The organism is Bradyrhizobium sp. 25ACV (genome assembly GCF_054863005.1).
In genome coordinates, this window is the sequence record NZ_JAVAYO010000004.1 from 155,689 (window position 1) to 180,640 (window position 24,952).

The following is a 24,952-nucleotide window of genomic DNA, read 5'->3' on the forward strand; positions in this document are numbered from 1 at the left end:
AGACCGGGGTAGGGGCTGGAAATGAGATTTACCGTCAAGGCAAAGCTTGCCAGTGCGTTCGGCGTGATCATCGTTCTGTCCGGGATCGCGGGCGGCGTGGCTTACATGAAGCTCGGCGACATGATGGCGACCGCTGACAGCATGGTTCTGCGCGCAAACCGCATGGAAAAGGCGACGCAGATCGAAAAGGACATCCTGCTTCAGCTGCGCGCCGAGAAGAACTCGGTGCTCGGTACGGAGGCTCAAGCCGAACAGTTTGCCGCCGATGCCGCCAGGCTTCGCGAGGAAGCGATGAAGACCAGGGATGAGGTCTACGCGCTGGCGAGCGAGGGCGGCAGGAAGCTGCTCGACAGCTTCGCAGCCACATACGCGAAGATGAATACCTACCAGGAAGAGACGATCCGGCTGGCGAAGACCGACAAGACGAAGGCCATGGAGCGCTCGATGGGCGACGGTCGCAAGGTCATCGCAGACGCGATGGAATCCATGGGCGCCTATGTTGCCAATACGAAGAAGCAGATGGCCGAGCAGGCCGTCCAGTCCAAGGCAGAGGGGCACCAGGCCCAGTTCCTGTTGATGACGCTGATCGGCATCTCGCTGGCGGTTGCGATCGGGGCTGCGCTCTGGATTTCCATCTCGATCAGCCGTTCGCTCGGAAGGGCCGTTGGCCTTGCAGGTGCGGTCGCGGAGGGTGATCTCAGCCAGACCATTCCCTCGGCGAGCAACGACGAGATTGGAGATCTCGTCAGGTCGCTGAATGGGATGGTCGAAAAGCTCCGGCAGATCGTCGCCGAGGCGATCACTGCGGCGCAGAACGTCTCCGCCGGAAGCCAGGAGCTGTCCGCCAGCGCCGAGCAGCTCTCGCAAGGCGCGACCGAGCAGGCTTCGTCGGCCGAGGAAGCTTCCTCCTCGATGGAGGAGATGGCCTCGAACGTGAAGCAGAATGCCGACAACGCCAACCAGACCGAGAAGATTGCGGGGCAGTCGGCCAAGGATGCCGAAGCCAGCGGTGTCGCCGTGGGCCGCGCCGTCGAGGCGATGCAGACCATCGCCGAGAAGATCACGATCGTGCAGGAGATCGCACGCCAGACCGACCTGCTTGCGCTCAACGCGGCCGTGGAAGCCGCGCGCGCAGGCGAGCACGGCAAGGGCTTTGCGGTGGTCGCCTCCGAAGTGCGTAAGCTTGCCGAGCGCAGCCAGGCCGCCGCGGCCGACATCGGGACGCTGTCCACGGAGAGCGTGAAGGTCGCCCAGGAAGCTGGCCAGATGCTGTCCAAGCTCGTGCCCGACATCAAGAAGACCGCCGAGCTGGTGCAGGAGATCACCGCGGCCTGCCGTGAGCAGGACGTCGGCTCGGCCCAGATCAACCAGGCGATCCAGCAGCTCGACAAGGTCGGCCAGCAGAACGCCAGCGCCTCCGAGCAGGTGTCCTCGACCTCGGAAGAGCTCGCCTCGCAAGCCGAGCAGCTGCAGTCCACCATCTCGTTCTTCCGGATCGAGCACGCCACGCGCAAGGAGAAGGCCGCGGCCGAGCCGATCGACCGCGCCGTCGGTCAGCTCCGGGCCAAGGCTGCGCACATGGCGGCCGCCGATCGCGGCATGAAGAAGCCGGTGCCTGTCCGCAAGCCGGCACGTGCGATGAAGGTCGCCGGTGGCGGTGGCTTCGCCTTCGACATGAATGACGGCGAAGACGACCGCGACGCCGAGTTCCAACGCTGATCAACCGGTCCGGCCTTGTGCCGGACCGTACCCATTTCCAACCTTCGGAATCCTGGACTGCATCATGGCCGCAACCTCGCAATATCTGACGCTCGGGCTCGCCGGCGAGACGTTCGGCATCAGCATCCGCAACGTCCGGGAAATTCTCGACATGCGGCCGATCTCGCGGCTTCCGCATGCGCCGAACTTCCTGCTCGGCATGATCGACGTGCGCGGCAGCGGCTATCCGATCGTCGATCTCAGGAACAAGCTCGGCCTGCCCAGCGTGGCGGCCACCGAAGCGACCCGCATCATCATCCTCGACGTGCCGATGAAGGACCGCCTCGTCGGCGTCGGCTTCGTCGCCGACTGCGTGTTCGAGGTCACCGACATCGACGAACAGGCGATCGAGCCCGTGCCAGAGGTCGGCGGGAAATGGCAATCGGACTATGCCGCCGGCATCGGCCGCAAGGGAGAGAAGTTCGTCGTGATCTTCGATCTCGCCAAGCTGATGGCCAATGACGAAGTTCCGGAAGGCCGCGACACGGCTACAGATGCGCCTCGCGCCGCCTGAGTTTGCAAGAGTGAAGCGTGGTCACGCGTAAGCCCCCCAATTCGAACCAACGAGACTGAAAATGAGATTCACCGTCAAAGCCAAGCTCGCCAGCGCGTTTGGCGTCGTCATTCTTCTGTTCATGATAGCAGGCGCAGTGAGCTACATGAAGTTGTCCGACATGGCCGCGACCGCAGATTCCATGGTGCTTCGCGCCAAGCGGATGGAAAAAGCAGCCGAGGTCGAAAAGATCATCTGGCAGCAGGTCAGGGCGGAAAAGAACGCAATTCTGGGAACGGCAAGCGAGGCCGAGGAATTCGCGGTGAACGCGGCCAAGCTCCGCGACGAGGCCACGAAGATCAGGGACGAGGTCTATGCGATGGCCAGCGAAGGCGGCAAGAAGCTGCTCGACAACTTCGCCAGCGCCTACGCCAGAATGAACGTCTATCAGGAAGAGACGATCAGGCTGGCAAAGACCGATAAGACCAAGGCAACCGAGCGCTCGATGGGTGACGGGCGCAAGGTAGTTGCAGATGCGACCGAGGCGATGGGAGCCTATGTCGCCAATACGAAGAGGCAGATGGCCGAGCAGGCCGTGCAGTCCAACGAAGACAGCCGTCGCGCCCAGTTGGTTCTGATCGTCCTCGTCATCGTCTCGCTCATCGTTGCCGCGATTGGCGCAGTCTGGATCTCGATCAATATCAGCCGGTCCCTCGCCAAGGCGGTCGGGCTGGCGGATGCCGTCGCGATCGGCGATCTCAGCCACAAGATCGATGCTTCCAGCAACGACGAGATCGGCGATCTCGTGAAATCTCTGAACGCGATGACCGCCAATCTGAACGCCACCGCGGCCGTCGCCAACGAGATCGCGCAGGGCAACCTCACGATCGAAGCCAAGCCGCTGTCGGACAAGGACACGCTGGGCCTCGCGCTCGAGCGCATGGTGGAGAAGCTTCGCCAGATCGTGTCTGAAGCTCTGACCGCGGCGCAGAACGTCTCCGCCGGCAGCCAGGAGCTCTCGGCCAGCGCCGAGCAGCTCTCGCAGGGCGCGACCGAGCAGGCTTCGTCCGCGGAGGAAGCCTCCTCCTCGATGGAGGAGATGGCCTCCAACGTGAAGCAGAATGCCGATAACGCCAATCAGACCGAGAAGATCGCCGCGCAGTCGGCCAAGGACGCCGAAGCCAGCGGTGCCGCGGTCGGCCGCGCCGTCAACGCGATGCAGACCATCGCCGAGAAGATCACGATCGTGCAGGAGATCGCACGCCAGACCGATCTGCTCGCGCTCAACGCCGCGGTCGAGGCCGCGCGCGCCGGCGAGCATGGCAAGGGCTTTGCGGTGGTCGCCTCCGAGGTGCGCAAGCTCGCCGAGCGCAGCCAGGCCGCCGCGGCCGAGATCGGCACGCTCTCGGCCGACACCGTCAAGGTGGCACAGGAGGCCGGCGCGATGCTCTCCAAGCTGGTCCCTGACATTAAGAAGACCGCCGAGCTGGTCGAGGAGATCACCGCGGCCTGCCGCGAGCAGGACGTCGGCTCGGCCCAGATCAACCAGGCGATCCAGCAGCTCGACAAGGTCGGTCAGCAGAACGCCAGCGCCTCCGAGCAGGTGTCCTCGACCTCGGAGGAGCTCGCTTCGCAGGCCGAACAGCTTCAGTCCACCATCGCCTATTTCCGCATCGAGCATGGCGCCAAGAGCCAGACGCCGGCGCCGATCGACCGGGCGGTGAGCCAATTGCGCGCCAAGGCGGCCACCATGGCGGCTGCCGAGCGTCCGGCGAAAAAGGTCGTGCAGGCCCGGCCGGCGCGCGCCGTGAAGGTTGCCGGTGGCGGCGGCTTTGCGTTCGACATGCATGACGGCGAGGATGATCGGGACGCCGATTTCCAGCGCTAGGACTTTTGCGGGCCGGTCTGCCCTGGGACGGTGGACCGGTCTTCTTTCAGCGGTTGTTTAAACGCGTAGGATTCGAGATGGCCCGTACGGCCCGACATTCAGTGCAGGTGGCCGTCGCGGACCGGGGCCGGTGGCCATGATGCCCGCCGTACAGGATACGGCCGTGCATCTGTCGGACCGCCACTTCCGCACCATTGCCGAACTGATCGAGGGCCAGGTCGGCATCAAGCTGCCGCAGGGCAAGCGGCTGATGTTGGAGGGGCGGCTGCACAAGCGCGTCCGCGCGCTCAACTTCACCGGTCTCAACGAATATGTCGAGACCCTGTTTGAGGCCGATCATTTCGATACCGAGCTCACCCATCTCATCGATGTGGTGACGACCAACAAGACCGACTTCTTCCGCGAGCCGCAGCACTTCACCTTCATGCGCGACGTCGCGATTCCCGGCCTGCTCAAGTCGCATGGACGCAAGAACGCGAACCTGAAGATCTGGAGCTCGGCGAGCTCCACGGGCATGGAGGCCTACACCACCGCGATGGTGCTGGACGACATGACGCGGAACGGCTCGCGCTTCCAGTACCGCATTCTCGGGACCGACATCTCGACCGCGGTGCTGCGCCTCGCCAAGACGGCGATATACACCCGCGACGTGCTCGGCCCGGTGCCGGAGCAATTCGTGAAACGATATTTTTCGACGTCGCGGGACAAGTCGCGCGGTGAGGTGCGGGTCGTACCCGAGCTGCGGGGCGCGACACATTTCATGAGGATGAACCTCATGGACAAGTCCTATCCGGTCGATCGTGACGTCGACATCATCTTCTGCCGCAACGTCCTGATCTATTTCGAACGCGAGACCCAGCGCAAGGTGGTCGAGCAATTGTGCAGCCATTTGCGTCCGGGCGGCTATTTGCTGGTCGGACATTCGGAATCGATGATTCACAGTGCCGTGCCCGGGCTGAAGCAGGTTCAGCCAACCATTTTCCAGGTCTAGCCGGAGCGAAACCAAGATGCCGAGGGAGAAGGTTCGCGTGCTGATCGTGGACGATTCGGCGTCGGTGCGCCAAATCCTGCAGACGATCCTCAACGAGGACCCCGATATCGAGGTGATGGCAACGGCCTCCGATCCGTTCGTGGCGGCGAAGCGTCTCCAGGACGAGATTCCCGACGTCATGATCCTCGACCTGGAAATGCCGCGCATGGACGGCATGACGTTCCTGCGCAAGATCATGGCGCAACGCCCGATCCCGGTGATCATCTGCTCCTCGCTGACCGAAGAGGGCTCGAACGTGATGTTCGAGGCGTTCGAGGCGGGCGCGGTCGATATCGTGCCGAAGCCGAAGATCGACACGCGCCTGGCGTTGCTCGAATGCTCGACGCGGCTGCGCGAGGCGGTGAAGTCGGCTGCGCGCGCGCGGGTGCGGCCGCGTGCGGAACGCCGGGCCATCGAGAAGAAGCTGACCGCCGACGCCATCATCCCGCCGCCGGTGCAGGGCAGGGTCCGGCCGACGACGGAGCGCATCGTCTGCATCGGAGCATCGACCGGCGGGACCGAGGCGCTCAACGACGTCCTCGAGATGCTGCCGCCGCACTGTCCGCCGATCGTCATCGTCCAGCATATGCCGGCAGGCTTCACCGCGGCCTTTGCCAAGCGTCTCGACGGCGTCTGCCAGATCAGGGTCAAGGAGGCCGAGGACGGCGAGCCGGTGCTGCCGGGCTGCGCCTATATCGCGCCCGGCGCCCGCCACATGCTGCTCCAGCGCATCGGCCTGCGCTACCAGATCGCGATCAAGGACGGCCCGCCGGTGTCGCGGCATCGCCCCTCGGTCGACGTGTTGTTCCGCTCGGCGGCCCAGCACGCCGGCGCCAACGCGCTCGGCGTCATCATGACCGGCATGGGCGACGACGGCGCGCGCGGAATGCTGGAGATGCGCAAGCTCGGCGCCTCGACGCGGGCGCAGGACGAAGAGAGCTGCGTGGTGTTCGGCATGCCCAAGGAAGCCATCGCCCATGGCGGTGTCGAGAAGGTCGTTTCGCTGCATCACATCCCGCGCGAGATCATGCTCTGGTATCAGGCCGGGCACGCCGCGGTGGCGGGTTGATGGCCATGTCGCCCGTTCCGGCCAACACGCTCACCGAGGCAACCACCGCGATCGAGGACGTCTCCTCGCGCATCGAGGACGTCTTCGCGCGCGTCGGTCACGAGCTCGGACGCGGCCACCTCATCTTCAAGGAGCTGAACCAGGGCTTAGCTACGCTCTCGGGTGAGCTCTCCGGCGCCGAGATCGAGGGTGCGGCAACGGCGCTGCAGGAGATCGCCGCGAGGCTCAGCGAGCTGGCGCAGGCGCTGCCGGCGGAGAGCGCCCTGCTGGAGACGATCGGCAAGAGCACGGCGGAGGCGTCCTCGCTACTCAAGCCGCTGTTCAAGCACATCCAGATGATCACCATCATCGCGCGTAGCGCGCGGATCGAGGCGGCCTCGCTCGACGGCGACCGCGAGGGCTTTCTCGCCTTCACCCAGGAAGCCTACGATCTCGGCAGGGCCGTGCAGCGCTCGATCGAAGGCTGCGCGCGGGACCAGCAGCGCCTGTCCGAGGCGGTTGCCACCGCCTCCGGCCGGCAGAAGGAGTTCGAGAGCCGGTACCGGGCCCAACTGATGTCGGAGAGCGCCGAGCTCGGCGCGGCCTATTCCGGAATACGTGACCAGCGCAGCAAGAGCAGCCATCTGGCCGATCGCGCCAGTGCCAGCACCAGGAAGATCGCCGAGGCGGTCGGCAGCGCGATCGTCTCGCTGCAGGCGGGCGACAGCACGCGTCAGCGTCTCGAGCACGTGTCCCACGGCCTCGGCCTTGTGTCGGAATCAGCGCCGAGCCTCGTTCCTGAAACGGTGCCAAGCGATGACGGCGTGGGTGCAATATGCCGGTTGCAGGCGGCCCAGCTCAGGGATGCCCAGCGCGAGTTCGGCGGCGACGTCGGCCAGATCGTCGGCGCACTGACGGCCATCCTGCACGATGCTGGCAGCGTCGTCGGCCACGGCCGCACGCTGTTCGGCGGCGAGGAGGGCGGCTCGTCGTCGTTCCTGACGCGCATCAAGCAGACGCTGGCGCACGCATCGACCCTGATCGCCACCTGCGAGAGTGCCGGCCGCTCGGTCGACGAGGCGCTCGCGATCGTCGAGGACACGCTGACGAAATTTCGCCAGGCGATCGCCGGGCTTGCCGAAGCGACTGTCGACATCACGCTGATCGGAATGAATGCCGGCCTCAAGGCGAGCCATCTCGGCAGCCGCGGCAGTGCCTTCGTCGTCATCGCCAACGAGCTCAAGGCGACCGCCGACCAGGTCTCCGCGGGGGCCGTGCGCCTGAGGCCCGTGCTCGACGGGATCGAGCGCTCGGCCAATGAGCTGAAGGAGCTCCGCGTGCAGGGTGATCCCACCCAGCTTGCCAAGCTCGAGCCGCAAATCCTTCAGGCGCTGCGCGAGGTCGAGGCGGGCAACGAACGGCTCGGCAAGCTGATGAGCCGGCTCGTCGACGAAGGCGCGGAATTCGAGCGGCTGATGAATTCGGCCCAGGGTCAGATGACCAGGCTCGGCGAAAGCTCCGCAGCCTTGCCTGCGGTCGCCACGCGGCTCGAGACTGCGAGCGCGGGCGTGCAGCGGCTACAGCCGGAGCTGCAGGATCAGGCGATCCTCGACGATCTCTTCGCGCGCTACACGATGGAGCGTGAGCGGGACGTTCATCGCGAGTTCCTGCAAGCGCTCGGACTGGCATCGATCGCCGCCACGCGCCGGGTCGAGGCGGTCGAGACTGCGGATGACGGCATAGAATTGTTTTGATTGCGTCGCCACGTGCTGCGGCGGCAATTTGACGGGTCGGCTTTGCAGGGCGTTAACCGTCGCGGAATACTCGCCGCGTCGGTCATTGTCGCGCCCCAGAGTTAGTTGCAAATACCAGTGAATTTTACGGCGGACATTTCCATGATGCGAGACGGCAAATACGCGGCCTGGTTCAGGACCCCGCGCGGCCAGGGCACGGGTATCGTGCATCTGACGGACGGACGGATCTCCGGCAGCGACAGCTTCTTCACCTATGGCGGCTCGTATCGGTTCGATGACGATCAGCGCTTCACGGCCGTCCTGACCACGCGGCGCTATGCCGAGGGGCCGCCGACCGTGTTCGGTCTGGACGAGGTCGAAGTCAGCCTCGCCGGCGTGTGCAGCGGTGCGATGGCGACCTGCTCCGGAACGGCCAGGGAAGCGCCCGACGTGATGTTCGAGGTGACGCTGATCTACAGCCAGGAAGATGCGCCGGTTGTGGAGGCGCGAGGCGCCGTCGTGAAGCTCAATGACAAATTGCCCAAGGGTCTCGACAGCCGTTCGCGGCCGCGCCAATTTCCTGCGCCTTCCAGGCCTCCCGCATCTTAGTCTTGCGTTGACGCTATCGCAGCGAAACGGGCTTGGACTGCGCCGCGGCAACGGTGCATTCAGGCGCGGAAAGCTAGGATGAGGCGGCAATAAAGGACGGACGAGACCATGCCTCAGATCTGGATGACATACGACGAACTGGCGACACTCAGCGGCTGTACGCCGACAGAAGCCAGAATGCGGGCCATCCATCTGTCGCTCGACCGTCGCAAGAGCCGCGACGGCACAACGCGCGTCAAGCTTGACCTGGCGCTGACGGCCAAGTTCTTCGCCTCAATCCGCGAAGCGGATTTCGATCTCGACGGCGCCATCGAGGCGCTCCAGAGCACGCACAGGCAGATGGCCGAACTCCTGGCCCCGACCGGGTTCCGCGAGCGCGGGGCAGCCTAGCTCGCTTGGCGTCAGACCCCGCAGATCGTTCCACGCGCCACCGGTGGATCCCCGCCAGCTTTTCGCGAATCAGGCATAGACTCGTCGCCGGAATTTCAAGCCGGGGCCGGGGTTTCAACCGCATCGGGTCGTAGAGCCCGTAGGAGAATGCCATGAGGAAAGCCAAGTATCGGGTCGGCGTGACGCTATTGGGAACGGTGATGCTTGGTGGGCTGCTGATCGTCACAATCGCGCCGTCACGTGCGGAGGTCGTCAAGCTGCAGGCCGACCTCAAGGGCAGCAATGAAGTGCCTCCGAACGGCTCGTCCGGTTCGGGCAAGGCGGAGGCCGCGTTCGACACCCAGACCAAAGTCCTGACCTATACGATTACGTTTGCCAATCTGACTGGTCCGGCGATGGGGGCGCATTTTCATGGCCCCAGTGATGCGGGCAAGAACGCCGGCATCGCTTTGCCCTTCAAGACGGTCCAGAGTCCTATCCAGGGCAGCGCCACGCTCACGGATGCCCAGGCGGCGGATCTATTGGCCGGCAAATGGTACGCGAACATTCATACGGCCGCGAACCCAGGCGGCGAATTGCGCGGGCAGATGATGAAGTAGGGGAATGTCGCCGTGGCGCTGAAGAATTTGTCAGCGCCGTGGGCCTCAGGCTGGCGGCCGAGGCAAGAACGCCAGGATCGTCTGGGCGAGGATGACACCGACGGTGCCTCCTGCCGCCTTTTGCAGCACGTCCAGGAAACCCGGATCACGATCGGGGGTCAGCGTTTGCAGGACTTCCAGCCCCATCGCGACTGCGATGACGAGCGAGCAGGCCAAAGCGAGCCGGCCGGGCAACAGGAAGGCGAGCAGGAAGCCCAACAGGCCATAGGCGCTGAAGCGCTCGATGACGACGATCCAGTAGGCCTCGTGATGACCCATCAGCGCCGGCCGTCCCGCCAGCCTTGCCAAGGTGGCATAGGCGATGAGGGCAAGGCAGATTCCCGCGGCTGCGATGAGGTGATTTCGACGCATGGCCTACCATAGCCGCTCGAGGGCCATTCCGCTTCGAAAGACGAGAACATCGTTAAAGCGCCTCGTCGTTCTTCCGAGGGCGCGGGCCGCCCAAAACCTGCCCGCCATCGCCGGCCCGGAGGCAGTCCGGCGAAGATGGTCAGGCCACCAGGACGCCGCCGGCCGGCGCTGCGGATGCGGAGTGGCGGCGTGAATCGACCAGCTCGCTGAATTTCGCAAAGGGCAGCGGTGCGGCGACGAGATAGCCCTGTCCTTCCTCGACGCCGGAGGCGATCAGGGCGCGGCGCTGCTCCTCGGTCTCGATTCCTTCCGCGACGACCGTCATGCGGAAGTCCTTGGCCAGCGCGACCAACATCTCGACGATCGTCGTGGTCGATGCATCCACGGTGATGGTGTCGACGAAGAACTTGTCGATCTTGATCGTGTTGGCGCCGAGCCCCTTCAGCCGCGACAGGCCGCTGTGACCCACGCCGACGTCGTCGATCGCGACGCGGAAGCCATGGTCGCGCAGCTCGGCCACGACGGTCGCGGCGTGCGCGAGATCGTCGAGTTCGTCGCGTTCGGTGACCTCGACCACGATCTGGCGTGCGGAGATTCTCGCCGCCAGGACCGTGCGACGGAGCGTCTCGACGAAGCCGGCACTCAGCAGGTGTTTGGGCACGACATTCACGGACATCTTGAAGGTCTTGTCCGCCTTCAGCACGCCCTGCAAGTCGGCGAGCGCCGATTTCAGGATCTGCCAGGTCATCACCTGGATGCGTCCGCTGGATTCGGCGAGCGGAATGAAGTTCATCGGCGGCACCACCGAGCCGTCCCGACGAACCCAGCGCGCCAGAATCTCGCAGCCCGTGATCTGGCCGGTCCTGAGCTCGAAGATGGGTTGGTAGTAGGGCTTGAATTCGCCGCCCGCGAGGCCGCGATCGAGATCGGCGACCGGCCCTTCCATCCGGCGGCTGCGTGCCAGCAGGATGCCGAACAGTGCACCAAGCCCAAGGGCCACTGCGAGCGCCGGCCAATACGCCTCGCTGTTCCAGCTCGAAAGCACGGCGTGCTCGAGCCGTATCGTGGCGTGAAGCGGGAAGCGCGTGGAATGCCTGTCGAAGCTGATCGGCCCTGGCAGGGGCCTGTCGGCATCGAGCCGGAATTCGCCGAGCTTCTCGCCATTGCTCAAGGCGAGGATCACCTCGCTGTGCGCGCGCAACTCGGCGGGCATGAGATCGAACAGGCCAGCGTTGATGCCGACGATGGCGACCAGCGCGGAGCTGCGATTGACGTCCTTGAGCACGCCCAACGCGTCGCCGCCGAACTGCTCCACGCGGAACAGCGAGAGCCTCTTGTCGTGTGAGGGCAGCATGTCGCGCCGATCCGCCCATCCCTTGTCGAACTCGAGCGTCTCGGAATAGGCCGAGCAGATCACCGATCCGTCCGGGTTGACGAGACGGACGTCCTTGATCGCCGAGCGCTGATAGACGTGGAGCCGGATGGCTTGCAGCGCTGCCGGCGCGCAGCTGGCAAGATCACGCTTGGTGAGTTCATCGAGGCTGGCCGCGGCGAAATCGACCGCAAATTCGGAGCGGCGCAGAACGACCTCGGTCAGCTCGTTCAGTTGGTGCGCCTGCTGGTGGCGAATGACGCCGTCTGCCGCAAAATGGCCCGCCAGCCCGAACGCCATCGTGCTCGCAACAACGAGCGCCGCAAACGAGAGGTTCGGCCGCTGCAATCTCATCCGGTCCAGGCGAAATTCAGGAGAGGCTTGGTGACTGATCTTGGAACTGATTTTGGGAATTGATTGTAGCCAGCGGGGGCTAAGATAGGGTTTAACGGGCGGACGGTCCGGAAGGGCTACCGAGGGGTTGGCTGACTGATGTCGTGCGGCCCGAGCATGGAAAGTTGAGCAGTATGATCAGGACGTTAAGCCTCCTCCTCCTGTCGTTCGTCGTCGGAAGTTCCGCGGCCTGGGCGCAGGGAACCAAAGACCAGCCATCGGGCACTCAGCCCACCTCCCGCAGCGGCACGGCGACGAATTCCGGTTCGGACAGCATGGGCGGAGCTTTCAAGGGGACGGGGACACCCAACTATGGAACGAGCCCTGGGATGGGGTCCCAGAAGAAGACGCGCAACTAGGTCAGGCTTGGTCGCGCTCATCGGGGGCGCGGGGAGACGGCCTCTGGATAAGCTCTGCCTGACCTGTCGGTGCGGGGCGCTGCGGGATCACCGGCGGCCCGCAGCCGAAGCACCACGAAGGCGATGTTGATCGCCAGCCAAACCAAAACCGCGGAAATGGCAAAGTGGAGCACTGCCAGACCTCGCTGTGAGATTCGAACTAACACCCGAACGTAGGTCTGGTTCCGTCCCGGCGAGACCAAGTCATGATTACTCTGTCTCGAAAGACTGTAGGCTGACGCCCGCATCTGCGGAGGCGTGACCTCTGAGTCTTTTGCAGCGACCTGCTGGCCCCATCAGTGAGGTCGGTCGTCTTCACGCAGCGCGGGAGGTCGTGCTGCGGAGCTCAAGGCGAGCACCGTCGCCTTTCCGAGGCTAGCTCTTTTTGCCCGTCTTCGGCTTCAGCGAAAGACCAAGCCGCAAGGCCATGCGCTTGATCGCATCAGGCGAGCGTCCGAGAACTTTCGCCGCCTCTTCCAGCGAAGCCGAAGACTTGGCCAGCTCCATGAGCCGGCGGTCTTCTTTGAACGACCAGGGCTTGCGCGCCATAACCGAAATCATCCTCTTGTCGACACAACGACAAAGCCGCCAAGCGACCCATGTTCGCTCGACGGCTTTGCTTGGGTGGGGCCGGGCTTGGGGGAGCCCGGTGCGAGATGGATATGCGATCGGTGAGACTTCGCAACAAACAACGCGGATTAAGCTAACTGCTCAACCTTACCGCGATGAAATCGATGCGCGGCGCTCCGTATAACCACGGTGTTTCGCTGGCGAATCCGATGCGCGCCCTCCGACAGCGGTCTCATCCGTGCCAGTCGACGTCTGAAGCGCCACGATGAACGAGGGTTCATGGTGTCGGCGTGGCGAGTTCTGGTAAAAAGAACTGGAGTCTCTTCTCCGCGCTCCGTGCCCTCGCGTGCCGATCAATCTTCGAGCATCACGTTGCACAAACTTCATCTTCGTCTGACAAAAGTTTCAGCGGCGACGATCTTGAAGTCGACACAACGAAAAGATGAAAATGAGCGCGGGAGGAACGTTCCGGCAAACGTGGGAATATTCCAATGTTAGCTGCTTTGGTTTTGATTTCGATTTTCGCAGCGGGTTTTGGCTGCGGCTATGCCGTACGAGCGTGGCGCTCGCGGAAGCGATCGGCACGATATCGTCTTTATGCACCCTATACCCCTGCCTCGATGGAAGCCGGTCGTACCCAGCGGCCATCGTAACCGCGGGGCCGCACGCGTGCTGCCCCATGGTCGTGGCGAAGTCGAAATAACCATGTGCGGTTAGGTTAATCTGTCGCCGTCCTTGAGGGCCCAGGAAAGGCAACCTAAGACGGATCAGTTCATTGCGAGTTCGGGCCCTCTGTTTCCGGAGGGCGCGCGCGGGTAGGCGTAGATGACGTGGCTGATTGCGTTGCTGGGCGCGACGACTTGCGCTCTTATTTTGATTGCGTTTGTTTGTAGCTATGGCCGGCATCTGAGAGATCTTCCAGGTCCTTGGATCATGAGCGAGGGTCATTCAAATGATTGATCAACGGCAGAATGCCCCGCGCAGATATTTTGTTGACGCGCAAGGGCATCGTGTTCTGATAGGCCTTTCGCTGGAGGAGACGGCGGAATTCGAGGCGCTGGACCTTGCACCGAAGGAGACGGTGCAAATCGTGGCCGAAACCCGCGCAGGCACGGGAGCGGCCTCGGTTGACGACATTCGGTGGCTCGAACTCTATTCCAAGCACGAAGGAGCCTGGCGGGCCTGGATCGCACAAAGCCAGGCGGGGCGGACGCAGGATTTAGGCTTTGTTAACTATGCCTGACCGATGGTAGCGGCTTAGATCTCGAAAATGGGGATGGCCCACATGTTTCAGCTGTTCCTGAGAGCACGCGCACACAACCTCCTCGGCTCCCGCCGTGAGGACAAGGGCTTCAAAGCCCGCTCCGCCGAGCGTGATGCGGAGACGGACCGCGCGAGGGTCGACGCCGTCATGGTCGCCATTGACACCGCGCTACGAGATGCGGAGAGGGAGCAGGTCGGGCTCAGTCGACGTGTCGATGACGCGCTGGCGCGTGCATCCGTCACCTTCGGAAATGGCACCGATGAGTATCTCGAGCGAGAGGCGCTCGACAACCATCACCAGGATCTCTTCGCGGCGGACATCTCCAATGGCCAGCGGCGGCTCAAGGAGCTGGCAAGCACCATTGCTCACTTGAAGTTCGTCAAGACCGCAATGCTCACGCGTTTTCCGAATTTCAAGCCGCCGCAGCTCAACAGCTAGTATTGAGGACAGCGCGGTCTGCGGCTCGAAGGACGAGGCGTGCGCTCAGGCCGTTGCCGAGAGTCCTATGCGATAGCCCTGCCACACACAGGGCAGACCGCGTGACAATTCGGCGCCGCTTTGCCGTTTGGCGCGTCGATCCTTTTTGCTATGGTCCCGGCAAGCATTCACGCTTCGAGGGAGCAGCAAGGTGCCGGTCAGGAATATGCGAAGGTTGGTTGGATTGGCATGCGTGTTGACGTTGGCTGCGCCGGCGACGGCGTCGGCCATCACTGCCGAAGTGGCGCGCGCATGCGAAGCGGCGGTGGCCAAGGCGTTTCCGCCCAGGCAAATCGGCAATCCGGCGGCCGGGAGTGCCAAGGGAACGGCCAAGGATCAGCGCGCATACTTCCAAAAGTGCGTCGCGAACAACGGTAAGGTCGACGACGCGCCGGCGGAGGCGGCCAAGGACGGCAAGCCCAGCAAGTAGCGGCCGTCGACTAACGCGGCGGCGGGCAGGGAGAATAGAACGCGCCGTTCGCCGCGTTGATGCGTTCGACGCATTGGTTGGGATCGGTGATCGTCCCTGCCACCGTGAAATCGTAGCCGATGCCTTTGACGACGACGATGTAGCGACCCGGCGAAAGCGTGAAGCCGTCCTGCTCCGGTTGCAGCAACAGCATCCTCTGCTGATCCTCGACCGGCCCCACTTTGTAGGGGTAGGACATGCTGCGAATGACCCAGGAATCGCCCGCGTTGACGATGGCGGCCTTGCCGGAGGCATCGACGCCCATTGACCGGGACACCTTCGCGACGACTCGAACCTCGGTCACGCTTGCCTCAATGCTTCCGTCCGGTCTGAACACGATGAAGTGGACATCTCCGCTTGTCAGGGTCGTTGCACTCGGCGTGTTGATGGCCGCCGAGATCGCAACGCGGCGGTCTGGAATCTTTCCGGGGACCGGCTTCAGTTCCTGGAGTTGCCCCTCGTTCAGCGCGTAGACGCCGAAGGTTGTCGGCAAAGGCATGGAGGGGTGTGCAGGGGGTGCCGGCTCCTTTGCGCTGTCGGGCGATCGTTCGACACTCGCGCTCTCCGACGGGGTCGGGGCGGTGGCCGGCCGGGGCTCGGGGGTGCCCGGCGCGCGCTCGGATGGCAGCACCAATTGTGACAGTGCGGACACCTGTGTCCTCAAACGCGGCCAATAGATCACCGCGCTGCTGGCGCCGGCCATGAGCAGGAGAATGCCGGCCAGTCGAACCGGAAAAGTGAAGGCGCCGCTGCGTTTGGGTTGATCCGGCGATCGCGGCGAAGCCACGGGACGGCGCGGTGCTCCCGCGTCCTTCGCAGCAGGCGGCGAAGCCGAAACGGCTGACGACATCGGAATGGGCGGGGGAGCGGGGGTATGGCCCGGGGGCGGGACCGGAACGTCGGTTGCCGCGACAATTTTTTGCGGCTCGGACGCGGCGCTACGCTCGAAGGAACGCTCGACCTCCTTGATAGCACGTTCGAGGACTTGCTGAAACTCGCGCGATTCCCGCGCATCGGCATGCGTGAATTGCTCCAGAAGCTTGACGCGCGCCAGCTCATAGACGATCTCCCGCATCTGCCGGGGATCGTCGGATACGGCGCGGATGCGGCTCGACAGGAGACGGATAAACCCGGCTTTGATCTGTTGCGCCGAGGGAGCGTTGGCCGCAGTTTCACCGGAGTCGGTCATCAAGGTCGATCAAGTAGCCCGGATAGGGCTATTTCGCTAGGTCTTTCCGCTTCAAACGTCTCGAGTTGAGGCGGTTTGGCTTCGATTGGCGGGTCCGCAAAGGCCTCGCGCGATGTTCGAAGGTGCTTGCTTTTGGGCGAGAACCTGTGACATTTCGCCAAGCTCTCTTTTCTTTCTGGTGCTCGACCATGCGCGGCGTTCTAGCAGTTCTCACGGTTTTGACCTTCCTGGTTTCGCCTGCCGTTGCGCAAGGGACCAAGGATCAGGCCAACACCACGAGCTCCAGCATCATCACGACCCCTACGAAAAAGGCGCAGACCAATCAGGCTGCCTCGCGGCCGACCGCCGTTCGGAACCTTTCAGGCAGGCTGCCTGCTGGAAAGTCGGCCCAGGGCGTCTGGCGAGACGGCAAGCTGGTTGCCGTTCCCCGCTGAGGCCGCCGCCCAACGAACCGTGAAGGAACGGTGATCGCCTCCCTGACGTTCATGCTCGGGAGATATCGTATGAAACGACCAGTTCTGATCGCCATTGCGTTGCTTGTGCCCGCCGCTGCCTGGGCCCAGGGCGTCAACGATCCTTCGACGCCCAACCGCAACGTGACCATTGTCAATCCGTCGCAGCCCGCGCCGCCCAACGCGACGCGTAACATCCCGAGCCGGATCGAGCCCCCGGTGACGAGGGGCGGCGGATACGCCCGACCCTATCACGGGAATAGAACCCGGGGCAGTGGCAGTGGCTCGAGCCGCCGTTAGTCGCGCTGAACACCCGCCAAGACCCAGGGCCGGCTATTGCGGATTGACCTCGACCTCCAGTGTCGATGTCCCCGCAACCTGACGGTTCTTGCCCGAGATCAGCAGCGTGAACTTGTCGCTGCCGGGCGCCTCGGCTTCTGCCGAATAGCGGAAGCCGGACCCGACCACCGCCAATTGTCCCCGTGATGGCCCGCTCACGACCGATACCTTGAAGATCTGCATGTACGACCAGCGCAGGCCCTGGATGCACTCCGTGCCCGGCGCGATCGACATCGTCCATTTCACCGTATCGTGCGACAACGCGAACGGCGTCCGTTCCTTGATGCAGATGGGGCTCGCCTGCGCCGCGAGGCTAGACATGGCGGACGCCGCGAGGACAACACCTGACAGCAATACCGGTCTTGTACGCATTCTCGGCAACTCCACCAGCTTATGCCGAAATCTAACGGTGACGATTTAACGAGGTCTTGGAACGCAGCTGTTTGCCTTTGACCGCTCATCACATGTGGATATCAGAAAGCGCCATGATCCGGTCGGCTCTCTCCAGATCATGCCATCCTACCTCTGTTTTGCCCGACGGATCAAATCGGATTTCGGGAAAGACGTAACTGATTGAAATGGCTGGCGCCGGCTACTGTGCATGGGGTTGTTTGATGGGACGGCCCCGCGTTCCTAAAATCTTGCAATTGGCAGCCGCATGAGCTGAAGTTGAGGGGGCCGCTGGATGCTGCTCGGCCCGCTCGGGAGTCATCGGAGTGCGATCCATTCGCCGCAAGTCCACATCGGATCGCTCGATATCCGGGCAAGCGCCGGTTCAGGCGGCCGTGGCCGCCGCTGTCGGATTGGTCCTCTCTGCCTACCCGCTCTCATGTCGTGCTCAGACTGAGCCGGAGCCATCCATCAGCGACTACCTTCCGCCAAGCGAGCCGGAAGTGACGCGCGACGAATGGCGGCAGCGGATCGAGGACGCACGGCGCCGAGCCAAGGAAGCTTCGCGCGAGCGGCGGGAGCATCCCGAGCTCTACAAGCCGATTCCGGAAGATCCGGACCTTGTCGCGACCGAACGCCTTCTCCGCGACGATAGCCTGCAGCGAGGCGATATCGTCACGACCAAGAAGGGCATGTTCGTCTATCAGGGGCGATCCGACCAACCGCGTCGCGATCAGGACTTCGTGCCGGTCAACCCGAAATCGGTGCGCTGAAATTCAGTACCGCCGCAAGATCTCGTTGAATTTGGGATCGGACACTTTCGTGGTGTCGAGCAGCAGCGCCTTGCCTTGCGGAGTTGCCTGCACGTAGGCCGCGATCAGCAGCGGCTCGTAACGCGAGCGATTGGCAAGCGCCGAGCGGATGTCGGATTGCGCCAGCAGCTTGATCTCCTCGTCCGTTGCGGCCGCGCCCGAGGTCACGGTCCGGACCCGAGCGAAGGCGACGTCGATCGGCACCGATCCGGTCAAGTAGGACATCTTCACAGCGGGCGTCGCCGCTTCGCCGGCCTGGGCCTGCAGCGTGCCGAGCGTCAGCCAGAGCGCGGGCCTGATCGGTGAGACCTTCAAGGCAGCGACGACGGCGCCTTGGGCGGCCTTGTTCTCGCTGGCCCGTCCGGCCGCATCGGTTGAAGGACGGTGAAGAACGTCAGCGGCCATTGCCGCCGCGTAATTCGCGAGCAGGTCGCCATCCAGCGAAACCGATGCCAAGACACCGCCGGCCGCCAGCTTCGCCTTCTCGGGCGGAATCTCGCCCGAGAACAAATCGCTCGCGCGAAAGTTCGGTCGGACGAGATCGCCGTAGAACGCCATGCCGGCATGAAGCGCCAGCACGATGGCGGTGCAGATGCCGATGACGCGAAGCCGGAACATGCGGTTCATGGTGAAATCGACGAGGCCTGTGAGGGCGAAGCGAGCACGGGATTGAAACGAGAGCAGGGCTCTTAAATGGCGAGCAGACTATCACCTTGGATCGTCAGCAGCGTCAAGTTTCCGGTCGCGTAAGCGCCGGTGTCGATGTTGATGCGGTTCGGGCGAATATCGGGCGCGCTGACCGGCGTGTGCCCGTGGACGATGTATTTGCCGAAGCGCTCCTCGGACGCCAGGAATTCCTCGCGGATCCAGAGCAGGTCCTCATCCTTCTGGCGCTCGAGCGGCACGCCAGGCTTGACGCCGGCATGGACGAAGAAGAAGTCGCCGCAGGTAAAGGACGAGGGCAATTGCTGCAGGAAGGCCAGATGCTCGGGCGGCAGCGCGCGCTTCAGTCCTTCGATCAGCTCGACCTGCTGCTCCGCGGACGGATTCATGGTCGGCGTGATGCCGTAGGAGACCAGCGTCAGCAGGCCGCCATAGTGGCGCCACTCCTGCAGGCGGGCGGGGTCCTTGAGGACCTCGAGCAGGAAGATCTCGTGGTTGCCCTTCAGACAAACCGTCTCGTGTGTTTTCGAGCGTTCGATCAACAGATCAAGCACGCCGCGCGAGTCCGGGCCGCGGTCGACATAGTCGCCGAGAAAGACCTGGATGGCCCGTTCGGGGGCCGAGCGGGCCAGATCGACGTCGATGACGGTTAACAGCGATTGAAGCAGATCGGCGCGGCCGTGCACGTCGCCGATGGCATAGACGCGAACGCCGTCGGGAAGCCGAGGCTTGGTCTTCTTTCGAAAGCGTGAGGAAAGGCCCATCAGGTCGGTCGAATCGCTTCCAGCGTCACGAGCGGAACGTCGCGATGGCTCTTAGCAGAACAAGTCACACATCGGTATTCTTAATTGTTTCCGACCGAGTAGCCTGCATTTTGATTAAAGGATCGCGCGGCCTTTGAGCCGTATTTCAAGACGTCTCGCGTAGCGTCTCCCCAACAAAAACGGGGAGCGCGACATGCGCAAAGTTGTAAAGTTCCTGGCGGCCGTGGCCGCCATCGTCGTTGCTGCAGGGGTGCAGCAGCGCGCTGAAGCCGCTTTCGTCGGTGCGCCCTTGGGGCTGCGCGGGGCCATCCAGTACATCAAGTTCGACCAGCCGACGCTGGCGCCGATGGCGTTCACGCTGTTTTGCCTGAAGTACAAGGACGAGTGCAAGCCGCGGCCGCAGCACATCGTGTTCAGGGGCGGGCGCCTGAAGCTTACGGCGGAGCGGCTGGCGCAGATGCAAGAGGTCAACCAGAAGGTCAATACCGCCATCCGTCCCGAGGCCAATCTGGAAGGGCTGCGCGGCGAGAAATGGCTGCTGCATCCGACCAGCGGCGACTGCAACGATTACGCTGTGACAAAACGCCACGAACTGATCGCCAAGGGCTTTCCGGCGCGCTCGGTGCTGCTCAGCGAGGTCGTGACCACCTGGGGCGAGCATCATCTCGTGGTCGTGGTGCGCACCTTCGCCGGCGATCTCGTGCTGGACAATCTCTCCGGCCACATCCTGCCGTGGTCGAAGAAGCCCTATCGCTGGGTGCGCATTCAGTCGCCCAAGAACCCGAATTACTGGGCCTCACTCGGCGATCGCGCGGTCTGATCACCCGCGCTCTATCGTGATCCGGATTGGCTGACGCTCTGCGACAGCCCCAGTCCCACGATCACGGAAAGGCACAGGATTGCTGCCGGGCGCAGCAGCCCGGGACCGGCAAAGCTCTGAACCAGCGCAAACAAAACACAGGCCGCGGCGGCCGCAGGGAAGAACGAGTCGCGTCCGCGCTGCAAAGCGCCGAAGAACAGGCGTACCAGAACGATCGAGCTCACCGCCAGCGCGGCAGCCAGGCCGATCCATCCCATGCCAGCAAAGACCGCCGCGGCTGTCGACGGCGCGGTCAAAGCGGCTCCGACATCGCTCTGATAGATACGGCCCACCGCAGCAAAGGTCCCGGCGCCCGCGCCGAACCAGCGCGTGTCGGTCAACATGCGCTCCAGCGCGGCCCGCGTTTCGGCCCCCATATCCGGGACGAGCCGCAGCAGGACCGGTCCGGAGCCCTTTTCGAACAGGAAGGACAGCACGATCGCAGCCCCGATCAAGGCGGCGGCCGACAAGGCGCCCGCTGCCAATGGCGATAGATCGAGCCTGCGAATGACGAGGATCAGCAGGATCAGCACAATGCCAAATGTCGCGGCGATCGCGCTGTTCGTGCCCGACAGGCCGAACACCGCAAGCGCGCTTGCCAGTGCGCCCACAAGACCGCAAAGGCCGATCGCCACCGAGCGAAGGACCGAGTGATGCGTCTCGGCCCGTTCGGCCGCAAGCTGCATCACCGCCAGATTGAGCATGAGACCGAGGCCGGCCAAAGTCGTCGTGAAATCCGAGGGCGCGGCCCCGGCAAGTGACGGCGAGTGCCGATGCAGGTCCAACATCAAAGCAGAGACCCCAGTTACGCCGCTCAGCACAAAGAGAACCAGCTCGGCCCGGCTGCGGTTGCGGACCACCAGGATGGTGACGCCGAGCAACGAGATCGCCGCAAGCGCCAGCAGCAGCGCGCTGACGGTCAGGCCGATATCGGCCGTGATCGGTCCGAACGGCAGGCCACCTATGGCATCGCGGGTGCTGGCCCAGATCGGATGGGCAAAGCTGAGCGGAAGCGGGACGAGCTGGGCCGCGATGAACAGCGGAATGGCGATCGGGATCCAGCGGCCCCAGGAGATCGCGCGAACATAGTGGTCGTAATCGGCTTTTCGCGCGCTCGCGGTGGCCGCGATCAGACTTACCGCGGCGGCCATCGTCCCGAGCTGTGCACCGAACTTGGCGCCGGCGATTTCGAGAGCGGAAGCGGAGACAATGGAAACGATGAGGGCAAAATAAGCGAGGGACAAACGGCGCGCTCGAAGGGAATCCTGAAACGGTCAGGTCACCATACAAGCGGGCGGGCGGTTTTCAAACAGAGGCCTGCCTTGGTCCAACGCTTAAAACCGAGGCCGCTTGCGCGCGGGCTCGTCGCAGCATTGATCGGCGCGATCAGCGGGTGGCCTTGATCGGTCGGCCGAAGACGCGGGCGGCGCGAGCGGCGGCAAGGCCAAAGCGCGCCGCCGAGCCGAACAGATAGCCGCCCTGGAGAGCGATGGCCGCGAGTGCCACGCCTTTCAGGCTCTCGAGTACGGTGAGATTGGCCATCAAGCCGACCGGGATGGCGGCGAGCACCATGACGAAGGTCAACGGCAGCAGCACCAGGACGCGAAAGCGTTGGCCCAGCACGGCACCTACCAAAAAGCTGAAAATCAAAAGCGGGGTCATCCGAAACACTCTCCGTGCTTCGGACCCTAGGTTCCCCTCCCTAAAAAGACCCTTAAGCTGTATGGCTAAATTTGGCCTATTGGCTGCAATTTGCCAGCAGCGAATGATAGGCCTCACGCAAGCCGTTCATGGCCACCACGCCTTTGATCTCGCTGTCGCTTTCCCTGACCACCACCGACAGCGAGGCCGTCGTCTGCCACTTGCCGGCGGCAAAGGCCGAGACCTCGTCGGGCAGCAGCACCGCGGCGCCTGCGGCCGCCATGCTGGCGTCAAAGGTCAGGGTGCCACCGCCGCTCGCGGCGATGGTGACCTTGGGGTGGCTCCGCGGCGGAAAGGGCCGGATCAGGGCCACCAGCACGTCGATCTTGCCCTTTGGCGCACAGCGGACGATGAGGCCGGCAAAGTCCGGGTCGGATTGGGTGGTATCCGCGGTCTTCGTGATGGCGGCGAAGCTTTCGCCGTCCTTAGCCCCTTGCGTGCGGCTGAACTTCCAGACGGAGGAGGGGGCGGCCACCTCGACAATGGGGGCGCCCTGGCACGAGGACCGCGCGCTGCCAGCGCAGGAGGTAGCAGAGCCCCATGGGCGATCGGCGGGGCCAAGGAGGGAGCCTGCCAACAGCGGGACAAGAAGGAGGCCAGACAATGGGAGTTCCTATCCTTAACGGCCCAGACTTAGCAGAGCGGAGAGAGGTCAAGAAGCCTCGCGCTCGACACACTGAGCCCTTGAGTTGGGCGGAATGCTCGCCGACCGGGCACACGAAATACAACAAATGGTCACAAAGGGTTAAACCAAGCCCCAAAGAGTGGCCCGCACGCAACAGTAGCCGACGGATCGCTCCGTTAACCACCGGGAACCCTTGTCGCACCACCCCCTAGGCCGTACCAATCAGGGGCTAATTGGGGTCTCCTGGGGCGCGATTCATGCATTCCTTTGCCAAGTCATATCTTTTCAAGCCAGCATTTCTGGCCGCCGCTTTGGCGCTCGGAGCGTGCTCGACCAATCCCGGCTCGGGTCCGCTGACGGACGACGTCAACAACAAGATTCAGACTGAAAATGCTCCGGCCTACGAGCTGGTGCCACTCAATCCGGCCACGGTGAAGATCCTGCACACCCATGAGCCCAAGGGGCTCGCGGGGGCGTTCACGGACAAGCGGCCGCCGGCCAGCATCGTGTTCGGCATCGGCGACGTCGTCAGCGTCACCATCTTCGAAGCCGCGGCAGGCGGTCTGTTCATTCCGGCGGAAGCCGGCGTCCGTCCGGGCAACTATGTGACGATCCCGGATCAGTCGGTCGACAATGACGGCTTCATCACGGTGCCCTATGCCGGCCAGATCAAGGCCGCGGGGCTTACGGCGGTGCAAATCCAGCGCGCGATCATCGACAAGATCGGCAACCGCGCCATCGAGCCGCAGGCGGTCGTCGCGATGTCCTCGCAGCGCACCCAGCTCATCAGCGTGCTCGGCGAAGTCAATTCGCCGGCGCGTTATCCCGCGAGCGCGGCGGGCGCAAAGGACAAGGTGCTCGATGCGATCACCCGCGCCGGCGGCATCAAGGGCCAGGGCTTCGAGACCTGGGTCATGCTGGAGCGTGGCGGACGGCGGGCCACCGTGCCGTTCGAAAATCTCGTGATGGCGCCCGAGAACAACGTCTATGTTCGCCCCGACGACAGCATCTACGTCTATCGCGAGCAGCAGAAGTTCCTGGCGTTCGGCGCCAGCGGCCAGAGTGGCGAGTTCAACTTCGATGCCTGGCGCATCAACCTCGGCGAAGCCATGGGCAAGGCCGGCGGTCTTCTCGATGGCCAAGCCGATCCGGCCGCCGTGTACATGTATCGCCGCGAGCCGCGCGAGGTTGCGGCCCAGCTCGGTATCGACGTGAGCAAGTACACGTCAGAGACCGTTCCGGTCATCTTCAACGTGAACCTCCGCGATCCCGGCGGCTTCTTCCTTACCACCAAGGTCATGATGAAGAACGGCGACGTGATCTACGTCTCGAACTCCCGCAACGTCGAAGTTACGAAATTCCTGCAGTTCCTGCGCGTGATCATGGCCACCGGCTCGGATGCGGTGAATCTCTCCAACGACGCCCTGATCTTCCGCAACAACGTCAAGCTGGCGCCGTAAAGGCCGACTTGATCGACCAGAAGCGATGGCACCGGGGCTTTGTCCCGGTGCCATTTTCGTTTAGATCGAAGCGGTTCTGCTGCGGCTACGAGTTCGGGAAAGATCAAGGCGCCACTGGGCAGGGCGCCGGTCATCGGGCACCCCGCACTGTTGCAAGGGGCTTCATGCGCTTTCGGACACTTTGCCGTCTTCTGGCTCTCGTCCCCGTCGGCTTCGGGCTTGCACCGCTCGGGCAGGCTCTCGGCGCTGCTGCAGAGCTAGGCGTCCGCCACCGCATCGACGTGATGGTCTCCGCCGAGCCCGACGCTCCTGTCTTGTCGCGCCTCAAGGGCGCCAAGGGCGAGCTGTCGTTCACGGTCCGGCTGTCGGCGAACTCCAAGGAGAGCAAGTTCTTCGGAATGCTGCGCCCGTCCTTCCCGGATATCGTTGTCCCCGATGGTGCGGGAAAGCCGCTGGTCCAGCAGACCAAGCTATGGGAGGAGGAGGTCTGTCATCAGCGTCGCGGCCTGCCCAAAGTCACGGTGACGCAGCTCGGCGGGCATTTCGGCGAGGGGGAGGGGCGGATCGAGATTTCGGCCATCAACCGGCACATCGGCGTCCTGGTCCCGCCCGACGAATTAACCCCTGGAATAAAACTCGATCCGGGCAGTGATAGCTTTGGCGTATTCTTGGCATTCCGGGCGCAGACCCGGAACAGCCGCCTCAACGTGGATCTGAAGATCTATCCGATCGATTGCTTCCTCTAAGCCTAAAGCAAGCTCGCCTTAAGAAAGCACGATGCGCCTTTGGCCTCCCA

26 protein-coding genes are annotated in these 24,952 nt (G+C 63.7%); 16 read left to right on the top strand and 10 right to left on the bottom strand.

Annotated features, from left to right (window positions below; all coding sequences use genetic code 11):
* Positions 1–21 precede the first annotated feature (21 nt).
* The 9 genes from RAD04_RS10930 (at position 22) to RAD04_RS10970 (ending at position 9,548) form a co-directional block, all read left to right on the top strand.
* Entirely contained in the window at positions 22–1,719 is a 1,698-nt protein-coding gene (locus tag RAD04_RS10930; RefSeq protein WP_461623793.1) for a methyl-accepting chemotaxis protein, read from the top strand.
* Between the two features lie 64 nt (positions 1,720–1,783).
* Entirely contained in the window at positions 1,784–2,272 is a 489-nt protein-coding gene (locus RAD04_RS10935; protein WP_038949575.1) for a chemotaxis protein CheW, read from the top strand.
* Between the two features lie 61 nt (positions 2,273–2,333).
* Positions 2,334–4,139: a methyl-accepting chemotaxis protein gene (locus RAD04_RS10940; protein WP_461623794.1), complete on the top strand. Its 1,806-nt coding sequence runs from the start codon at positions 2,334–2,336 to the stop codon at positions 4,137–4,139.
* Between the two features lie 136 nt (positions 4,140–4,275).
* Positions 4,276–5,130, top strand: a complete 855-nt coding sequence (locus tag RAD04_RS10945; protein WP_461623795.1) for a CheR family methyltransferase — start codon at positions 4,276–4,278, stop codon at positions 5,128–5,130.
* A 16-nt stretch (positions 5,131–5,146) separates the two neighbouring features.
* A complete protein-coding gene (locus tag RAD04_RS10950) occupies positions 5,147–6,238 on the top strand; it encodes a protein-glutamate methylesterase/protein-glutamine glutaminase (RefSeq protein WP_461619385.1) in 1,092 nt (363 codons plus the stop codon).
* A gap of 5 nt (positions 6,239–6,243) precedes the next feature.
* The gene (locus RAD04_RS10955; RefSeq protein ID WP_461624074.1) at positions 6,244–7,971 is read left to right on the top strand and encodes a chemotaxis protein; all 1,728 of its coding nucleotides are present in this window, start codon (positions 6,244–6,246) and stop codon (positions 7,969–7,971) included.
* Between the two features lie 141 nt (positions 7,972–8,112).
* On the top strand, positions 8,113–8,559 hold the full coding sequence (locus tag RAD04_RS10960; protein WP_461623796.1) for a hypothetical protein: 447 nt from the start codon (positions 8,113–8,115) through the stop codon (positions 8,557–8,559).
* Between the two features lie 108 nt (positions 8,560–8,667).
* Complete coding sequence (locus RAD04_RS10965; protein WP_461623797.1) at positions 8,668–8,949, top strand: hypothetical protein; 282 nt, start codon at positions 8,668–8,670, stop codon at positions 8,947–8,949.
* 152 nt (positions 8,950–9,101) lie between these two features.
* Positions 9,102–9,548 carry a CHRD domain-containing protein gene (locus RAD04_RS10970; RefSeq protein ID WP_461623798.1) on the top strand — a complete coding sequence of 149 codons (447 nt, stop codon included), beginning with the start codon at positions 9,102–9,104 and terminating at the stop codon, positions 9,546–9,548.
* Positions 9,549–9,593: 45 nt separating this feature from the next.
* On the opposite strand, the gene RAD04_RS10975 is transcribed toward RAD04_RS10970, so the two are convergent.
* The 3 genes from RAD04_RS10975 to RAD04_RS10985 form a co-directional block, all read right to left on the bottom strand.
* Positions 9,594–9,959, bottom strand: a complete 366-nt coding sequence (locus tag RAD04_RS10975; RefSeq protein ID WP_018317055.1) for a VanZ family protein — start codon at positions 9,957–9,959, stop codon at positions 9,594–9,596.
* A gap of 139 nt (positions 9,960–10,098) precedes the next feature.
* Entirely contained in the window at positions 10,099–11,685 is a 1,587-nt protein-coding gene (locus RAD04_RS10980) for an EAL domain-containing protein (protein ID WP_461623799.1), read from the bottom strand.
* Between the two features lie 812 nt (positions 11,686–12,497).
* Positions 12,498–12,671 carry a hypothetical protein gene (locus RAD04_RS10985; protein WP_018317058.1) on the bottom strand — a complete coding sequence of 58 codons (174 nt, stop codon included), beginning with the start codon at positions 12,669–12,671 and terminating at the stop codon, positions 12,498–12,500.
* 973 nt (positions 12,672–13,644) lie between these two features.
* Here RAD04_RS10985 and RAD04_RS10990 point away from each other — a divergent pair.
* The 3 genes from RAD04_RS10990 to RAD04_RS11000 all read left to right on the top strand — a co-directional run bounded on the left by RAD04_RS10990 (position 13,645) and on the right by RAD04_RS11000 (position 14,863).
* Positions 13,645–13,935 carry a hypothetical protein gene (locus RAD04_RS10990; protein WP_461623800.1) on the top strand — a complete coding sequence of 97 codons (291 nt, stop codon included), beginning with the start codon at positions 13,645–13,647 and terminating at the stop codon, positions 13,933–13,935.
* A gap of 42 nt (positions 13,936–13,977) precedes the next feature.
* Positions 13,978–14,394, top strand: coding sequence for a hypothetical protein (locus RAD04_RS10995; protein WP_028142314.1), 417 nt, complete (start codon positions 13,978–13,980; stop codon positions 14,392–14,394).
* A 232-nt stretch (positions 14,395–14,626) separates the two neighbouring features.
* The gene (locus tag RAD04_RS11000; protein ID WP_245323214.1) at positions 14,627–14,863 is read left to right on the top strand and encodes a hypothetical protein; all 237 of its coding nucleotides are present in this window, start codon (positions 14,627–14,629) and stop codon (positions 14,861–14,863) included.
* A 10-nt stretch (positions 14,864–14,873) separates the two neighbouring features.
* Here the strand turns inward: RAD04_RS11000 and RAD04_RS11005 are convergent, their stop codons facing one another.
* A complete protein-coding gene (locus tag RAD04_RS11005) occupies positions 14,874–16,091 on the bottom strand; it encodes a hypothetical protein (RefSeq protein ID WP_461623801.1) in 1,218 nt (405 codons plus the stop codon).
* Between the two features lie 785 nt (positions 16,092–16,876).
* Positions 16,877–17,203, bottom strand: a complete 327-nt coding sequence (locus RAD04_RS11010) for a hypothetical protein (RefSeq protein WP_461623802.1) — start codon at positions 17,201–17,203, stop codon at positions 16,877–16,879.
* Between the two features lie 395 nt (positions 17,204–17,598).
* On the opposite strand from RAD04_RS11010, the gene RAD04_RS11015 reads away from it, so the two are divergent.
* Positions 17,599–18,045 carry a hypothetical protein gene (locus RAD04_RS11015; RefSeq protein WP_461623803.1) on the top strand — a complete coding sequence of 149 codons (447 nt, stop codon included), beginning with the start codon at positions 17,599–17,601 and terminating at the stop codon, positions 18,043–18,045.
* A 3-nt stretch (positions 18,046–18,048) separates the two neighbouring features.
* Here RAD04_RS11015 and RAD04_RS11020 read toward each other — a convergent pair whose 3' ends face one another.
* On the bottom strand, positions 18,049–18,711 hold the full coding sequence (locus RAD04_RS11020; RefSeq protein ID WP_461623804.1) for a hypothetical protein: 663 nt from the start codon (positions 18,709–18,711) through the stop codon (positions 18,049–18,051).
* Positions 18,712–18,773: 62 nt separating this feature from the next.
* Complete coding sequence (locus RAD04_RS11025) at positions 18,774–19,511, bottom strand: metallophosphoesterase family protein (protein WP_461619376.1); 738 nt, start codon at positions 19,509–19,511, stop codon at positions 18,774–18,776.
* Between the two features lie 193 nt (positions 19,512–19,704).
* Between RAD04_RS11025 and RAD04_RS11030 the strand changes: the two genes are divergently transcribed.
* Positions 19,705–20,331: a transglutaminase-like cysteine peptidase gene (locus RAD04_RS11030; protein WP_038949591.1), complete on the top strand. Its 627-nt coding sequence runs from the start codon at positions 19,705–19,707 to the stop codon at positions 20,329–20,331.
* A gap of 11 nt (positions 20,332–20,342) precedes the next feature.
* On the opposite strand, the gene RAD04_RS11035 is transcribed toward RAD04_RS11030, so the two are convergent.
* From RAD04_RS11035 to RAD04_RS11045, 3 genes are all read right to left on the bottom strand, one after another.
* Entirely contained in the window at positions 20,343–21,614 is a 1,272-nt protein-coding gene (locus tag RAD04_RS11035; protein WP_461623805.1) for a hypothetical protein, read from the bottom strand.
* Between the two features lie 142 nt (positions 21,615–21,756).
* The gene (locus RAD04_RS11040) at positions 21,757–22,032 is read right to left on the bottom strand and encodes a hypothetical protein (RefSeq protein WP_461623806.1); all 276 of its coding nucleotides are present in this window, start codon (positions 22,030–22,032) and stop codon (positions 21,757–21,759) included.
* 76 nt (positions 22,033–22,108) lie between these two features.
* Complete coding sequence (locus RAD04_RS11045) at positions 22,109–22,546, bottom strand: hypothetical protein (protein WP_461623807.1); 438 nt, start codon at positions 22,544–22,546, stop codon at positions 22,109–22,111.
* Positions 22,547–22,953: 407 nt separating this feature from the next.
* Here RAD04_RS11045 and RAD04_RS11050 point away from each other — a divergent pair, with 407 nt between their 5' ends.
* Both RAD04_RS11050 and RAD04_RS11055 read left to right on the top strand, forming a co-directional pair.
* Positions 22,954–24,156 carry a polysaccharide biosynthesis/export family protein gene (locus RAD04_RS11050; RefSeq protein ID WP_038973340.1) on the top strand — a complete coding sequence of 401 codons (1,203 nt, stop codon included), beginning with the start codon at positions 22,954–22,956 and terminating at the stop codon, positions 24,154–24,156.
* Positions 24,157–24,164: 8 nt separating this feature from the next.
* The gene (locus RAD04_RS11055; protein ID WP_461623808.1) at positions 24,165–24,902 is read left to right on the top strand and encodes a hypothetical protein; all 738 of its coding nucleotides are present in this window, start codon (positions 24,165–24,167) and stop codon (positions 24,900–24,902) included.
* Positions 24,903–24,952 lie beyond the last annotated feature (50 nt).

Excerpts from the sequence above, each read along its gene's own strand:
- RAD04_RS10930 (WP_461623793.1), top strand. The coding sequence starts at position 22 with ATGAGATTTACCGTCAAGGCAAAGCTTGCCAGTGCGTTCGGCGTGATC.
- RAD04_RS10935 (WP_038949575.1), top strand. The coding sequence starts at position 1,784 with ATGGCCGCAACCTCGCAATATCTGACGCTCGGGCTCGCCGGCGAGACG.
- RAD04_RS10940 (WP_461623794.1), top strand. The coding sequence starts at position 2,334 with ATGAGATTCACCGTCAAAGCCAAGCTCGCCAGCGCGTTTGGCGTCGTC.
- RAD04_RS10945 (WP_461623795.1), top strand. The coding sequence starts at position 4,276 with ATGATGCCCGCCGTACAGGATACGGCCGTGCATCTGTCGGACCGCCAC.
- RAD04_RS10950 (WP_461619385.1), top strand. The coding sequence starts at position 5,147 with ATGCCGAGGGAGAAGGTTCGCGTGCTGATCGTGGACGATTCGGCGTCG.
- RAD04_RS10955 (WP_461624074.1), top strand. The coding sequence starts at position 6,244 with ATGTCGCCCGTTCCGGCCAACACGCTCACCGAGGCAACCACCGCGATC.
- RAD04_RS10960 (WP_461623796.1), top strand. The coding sequence starts at position 8,113 with ATGATGCGAGACGGCAAATACGCGGCCTGGTTCAGGACCCCGCGCGGC.
- RAD04_RS10965 (WP_461623797.1), top strand. The coding sequence starts at position 8,668 with ATGCCTCAGATCTGGATGACATACGACGAACTGGCGACACTCAGCGGC.
- RAD04_RS10970 (WP_461623798.1), top strand. The coding sequence starts at position 9,102 with ATGAGGAAAGCCAAGTATCGGGTCGGCGTGACGCTATTGGGAACGGTG.
- RAD04_RS10975 (WP_018317055.1), bottom strand. The coding sequence starts at position 9,959 with ATGCGTCGAAATCACCTCATCGCAGCCGCGGGAATCTGCCTTGCCCTC.
- RAD04_RS10980 (WP_461623799.1), bottom strand. The coding sequence starts at position 11,685 with ATGAGATTGCAGCGGCCGAACCTCTCGTTTGCGGCGCTCGTTGTTGCG.
- RAD04_RS10985 (WP_018317058.1), bottom strand. The coding sequence starts at position 12,671 with ATGGCGCGCAAGCCCTGGTCGTTCAAAGAAGACCGCCGGCTCATGGAG.
- RAD04_RS10990 (WP_461623800.1), top strand. The coding sequence starts at position 13,645 with ATGATTGATCAACGGCAGAATGCCCCGCGCAGATATTTTGTTGACGCG.
- RAD04_RS10995 (WP_028142314.1), top strand. The coding sequence starts at position 13,978 with ATGTTTCAGCTGTTCCTGAGAGCACGCGCACACAACCTCCTCGGCTCC.
- RAD04_RS11005 (WP_461623801.1), bottom strand. The coding sequence starts at position 16,091 with ATGACCGACTCCGGTGAAACTGCGGCCAACGCTCCCTCGGCGCAACAG.
- RAD04_RS11010 (WP_461623802.1), bottom strand. The coding sequence starts at position 17,203 with ATGTCTAGCCTCGCGGCGCAGGCGAGCCCCATCTGCATCAAGGAACGG.
- RAD04_RS11020 (WP_461623804.1), bottom strand. The coding sequence starts at position 18,711 with ATGAACCGCATGTTCCGGCTTCGCGTCATCGGCATCTGCACCGCCATC.
- RAD04_RS11025 (WP_461619376.1), bottom strand. The coding sequence starts at position 19,511 with ATGGGCCTTTCCTCACGCTTTCGAAAGAAGACCAAGCCTCGGCTTCCC.
- RAD04_RS11030 (WP_038949591.1), top strand. The coding sequence starts at position 19,705 with ATGCGCAAAGTTGTAAAGTTCCTGGCGGCCGTGGCCGCCATCGTCGTT.
- RAD04_RS11040 (WP_461623806.1), bottom strand. The coding sequence starts at position 22,032 with ATGACCCCGCTTTTGATTTTCAGCTTTTTGGTAGGTGCCGTGCTGGGC.
- RAD04_RS11050 (WP_038973340.1), top strand. The coding sequence starts at position 22,954 with ATGCATTCCTTTGCCAAGTCATATCTTTTCAAGCCAGCATTTCTGGCC.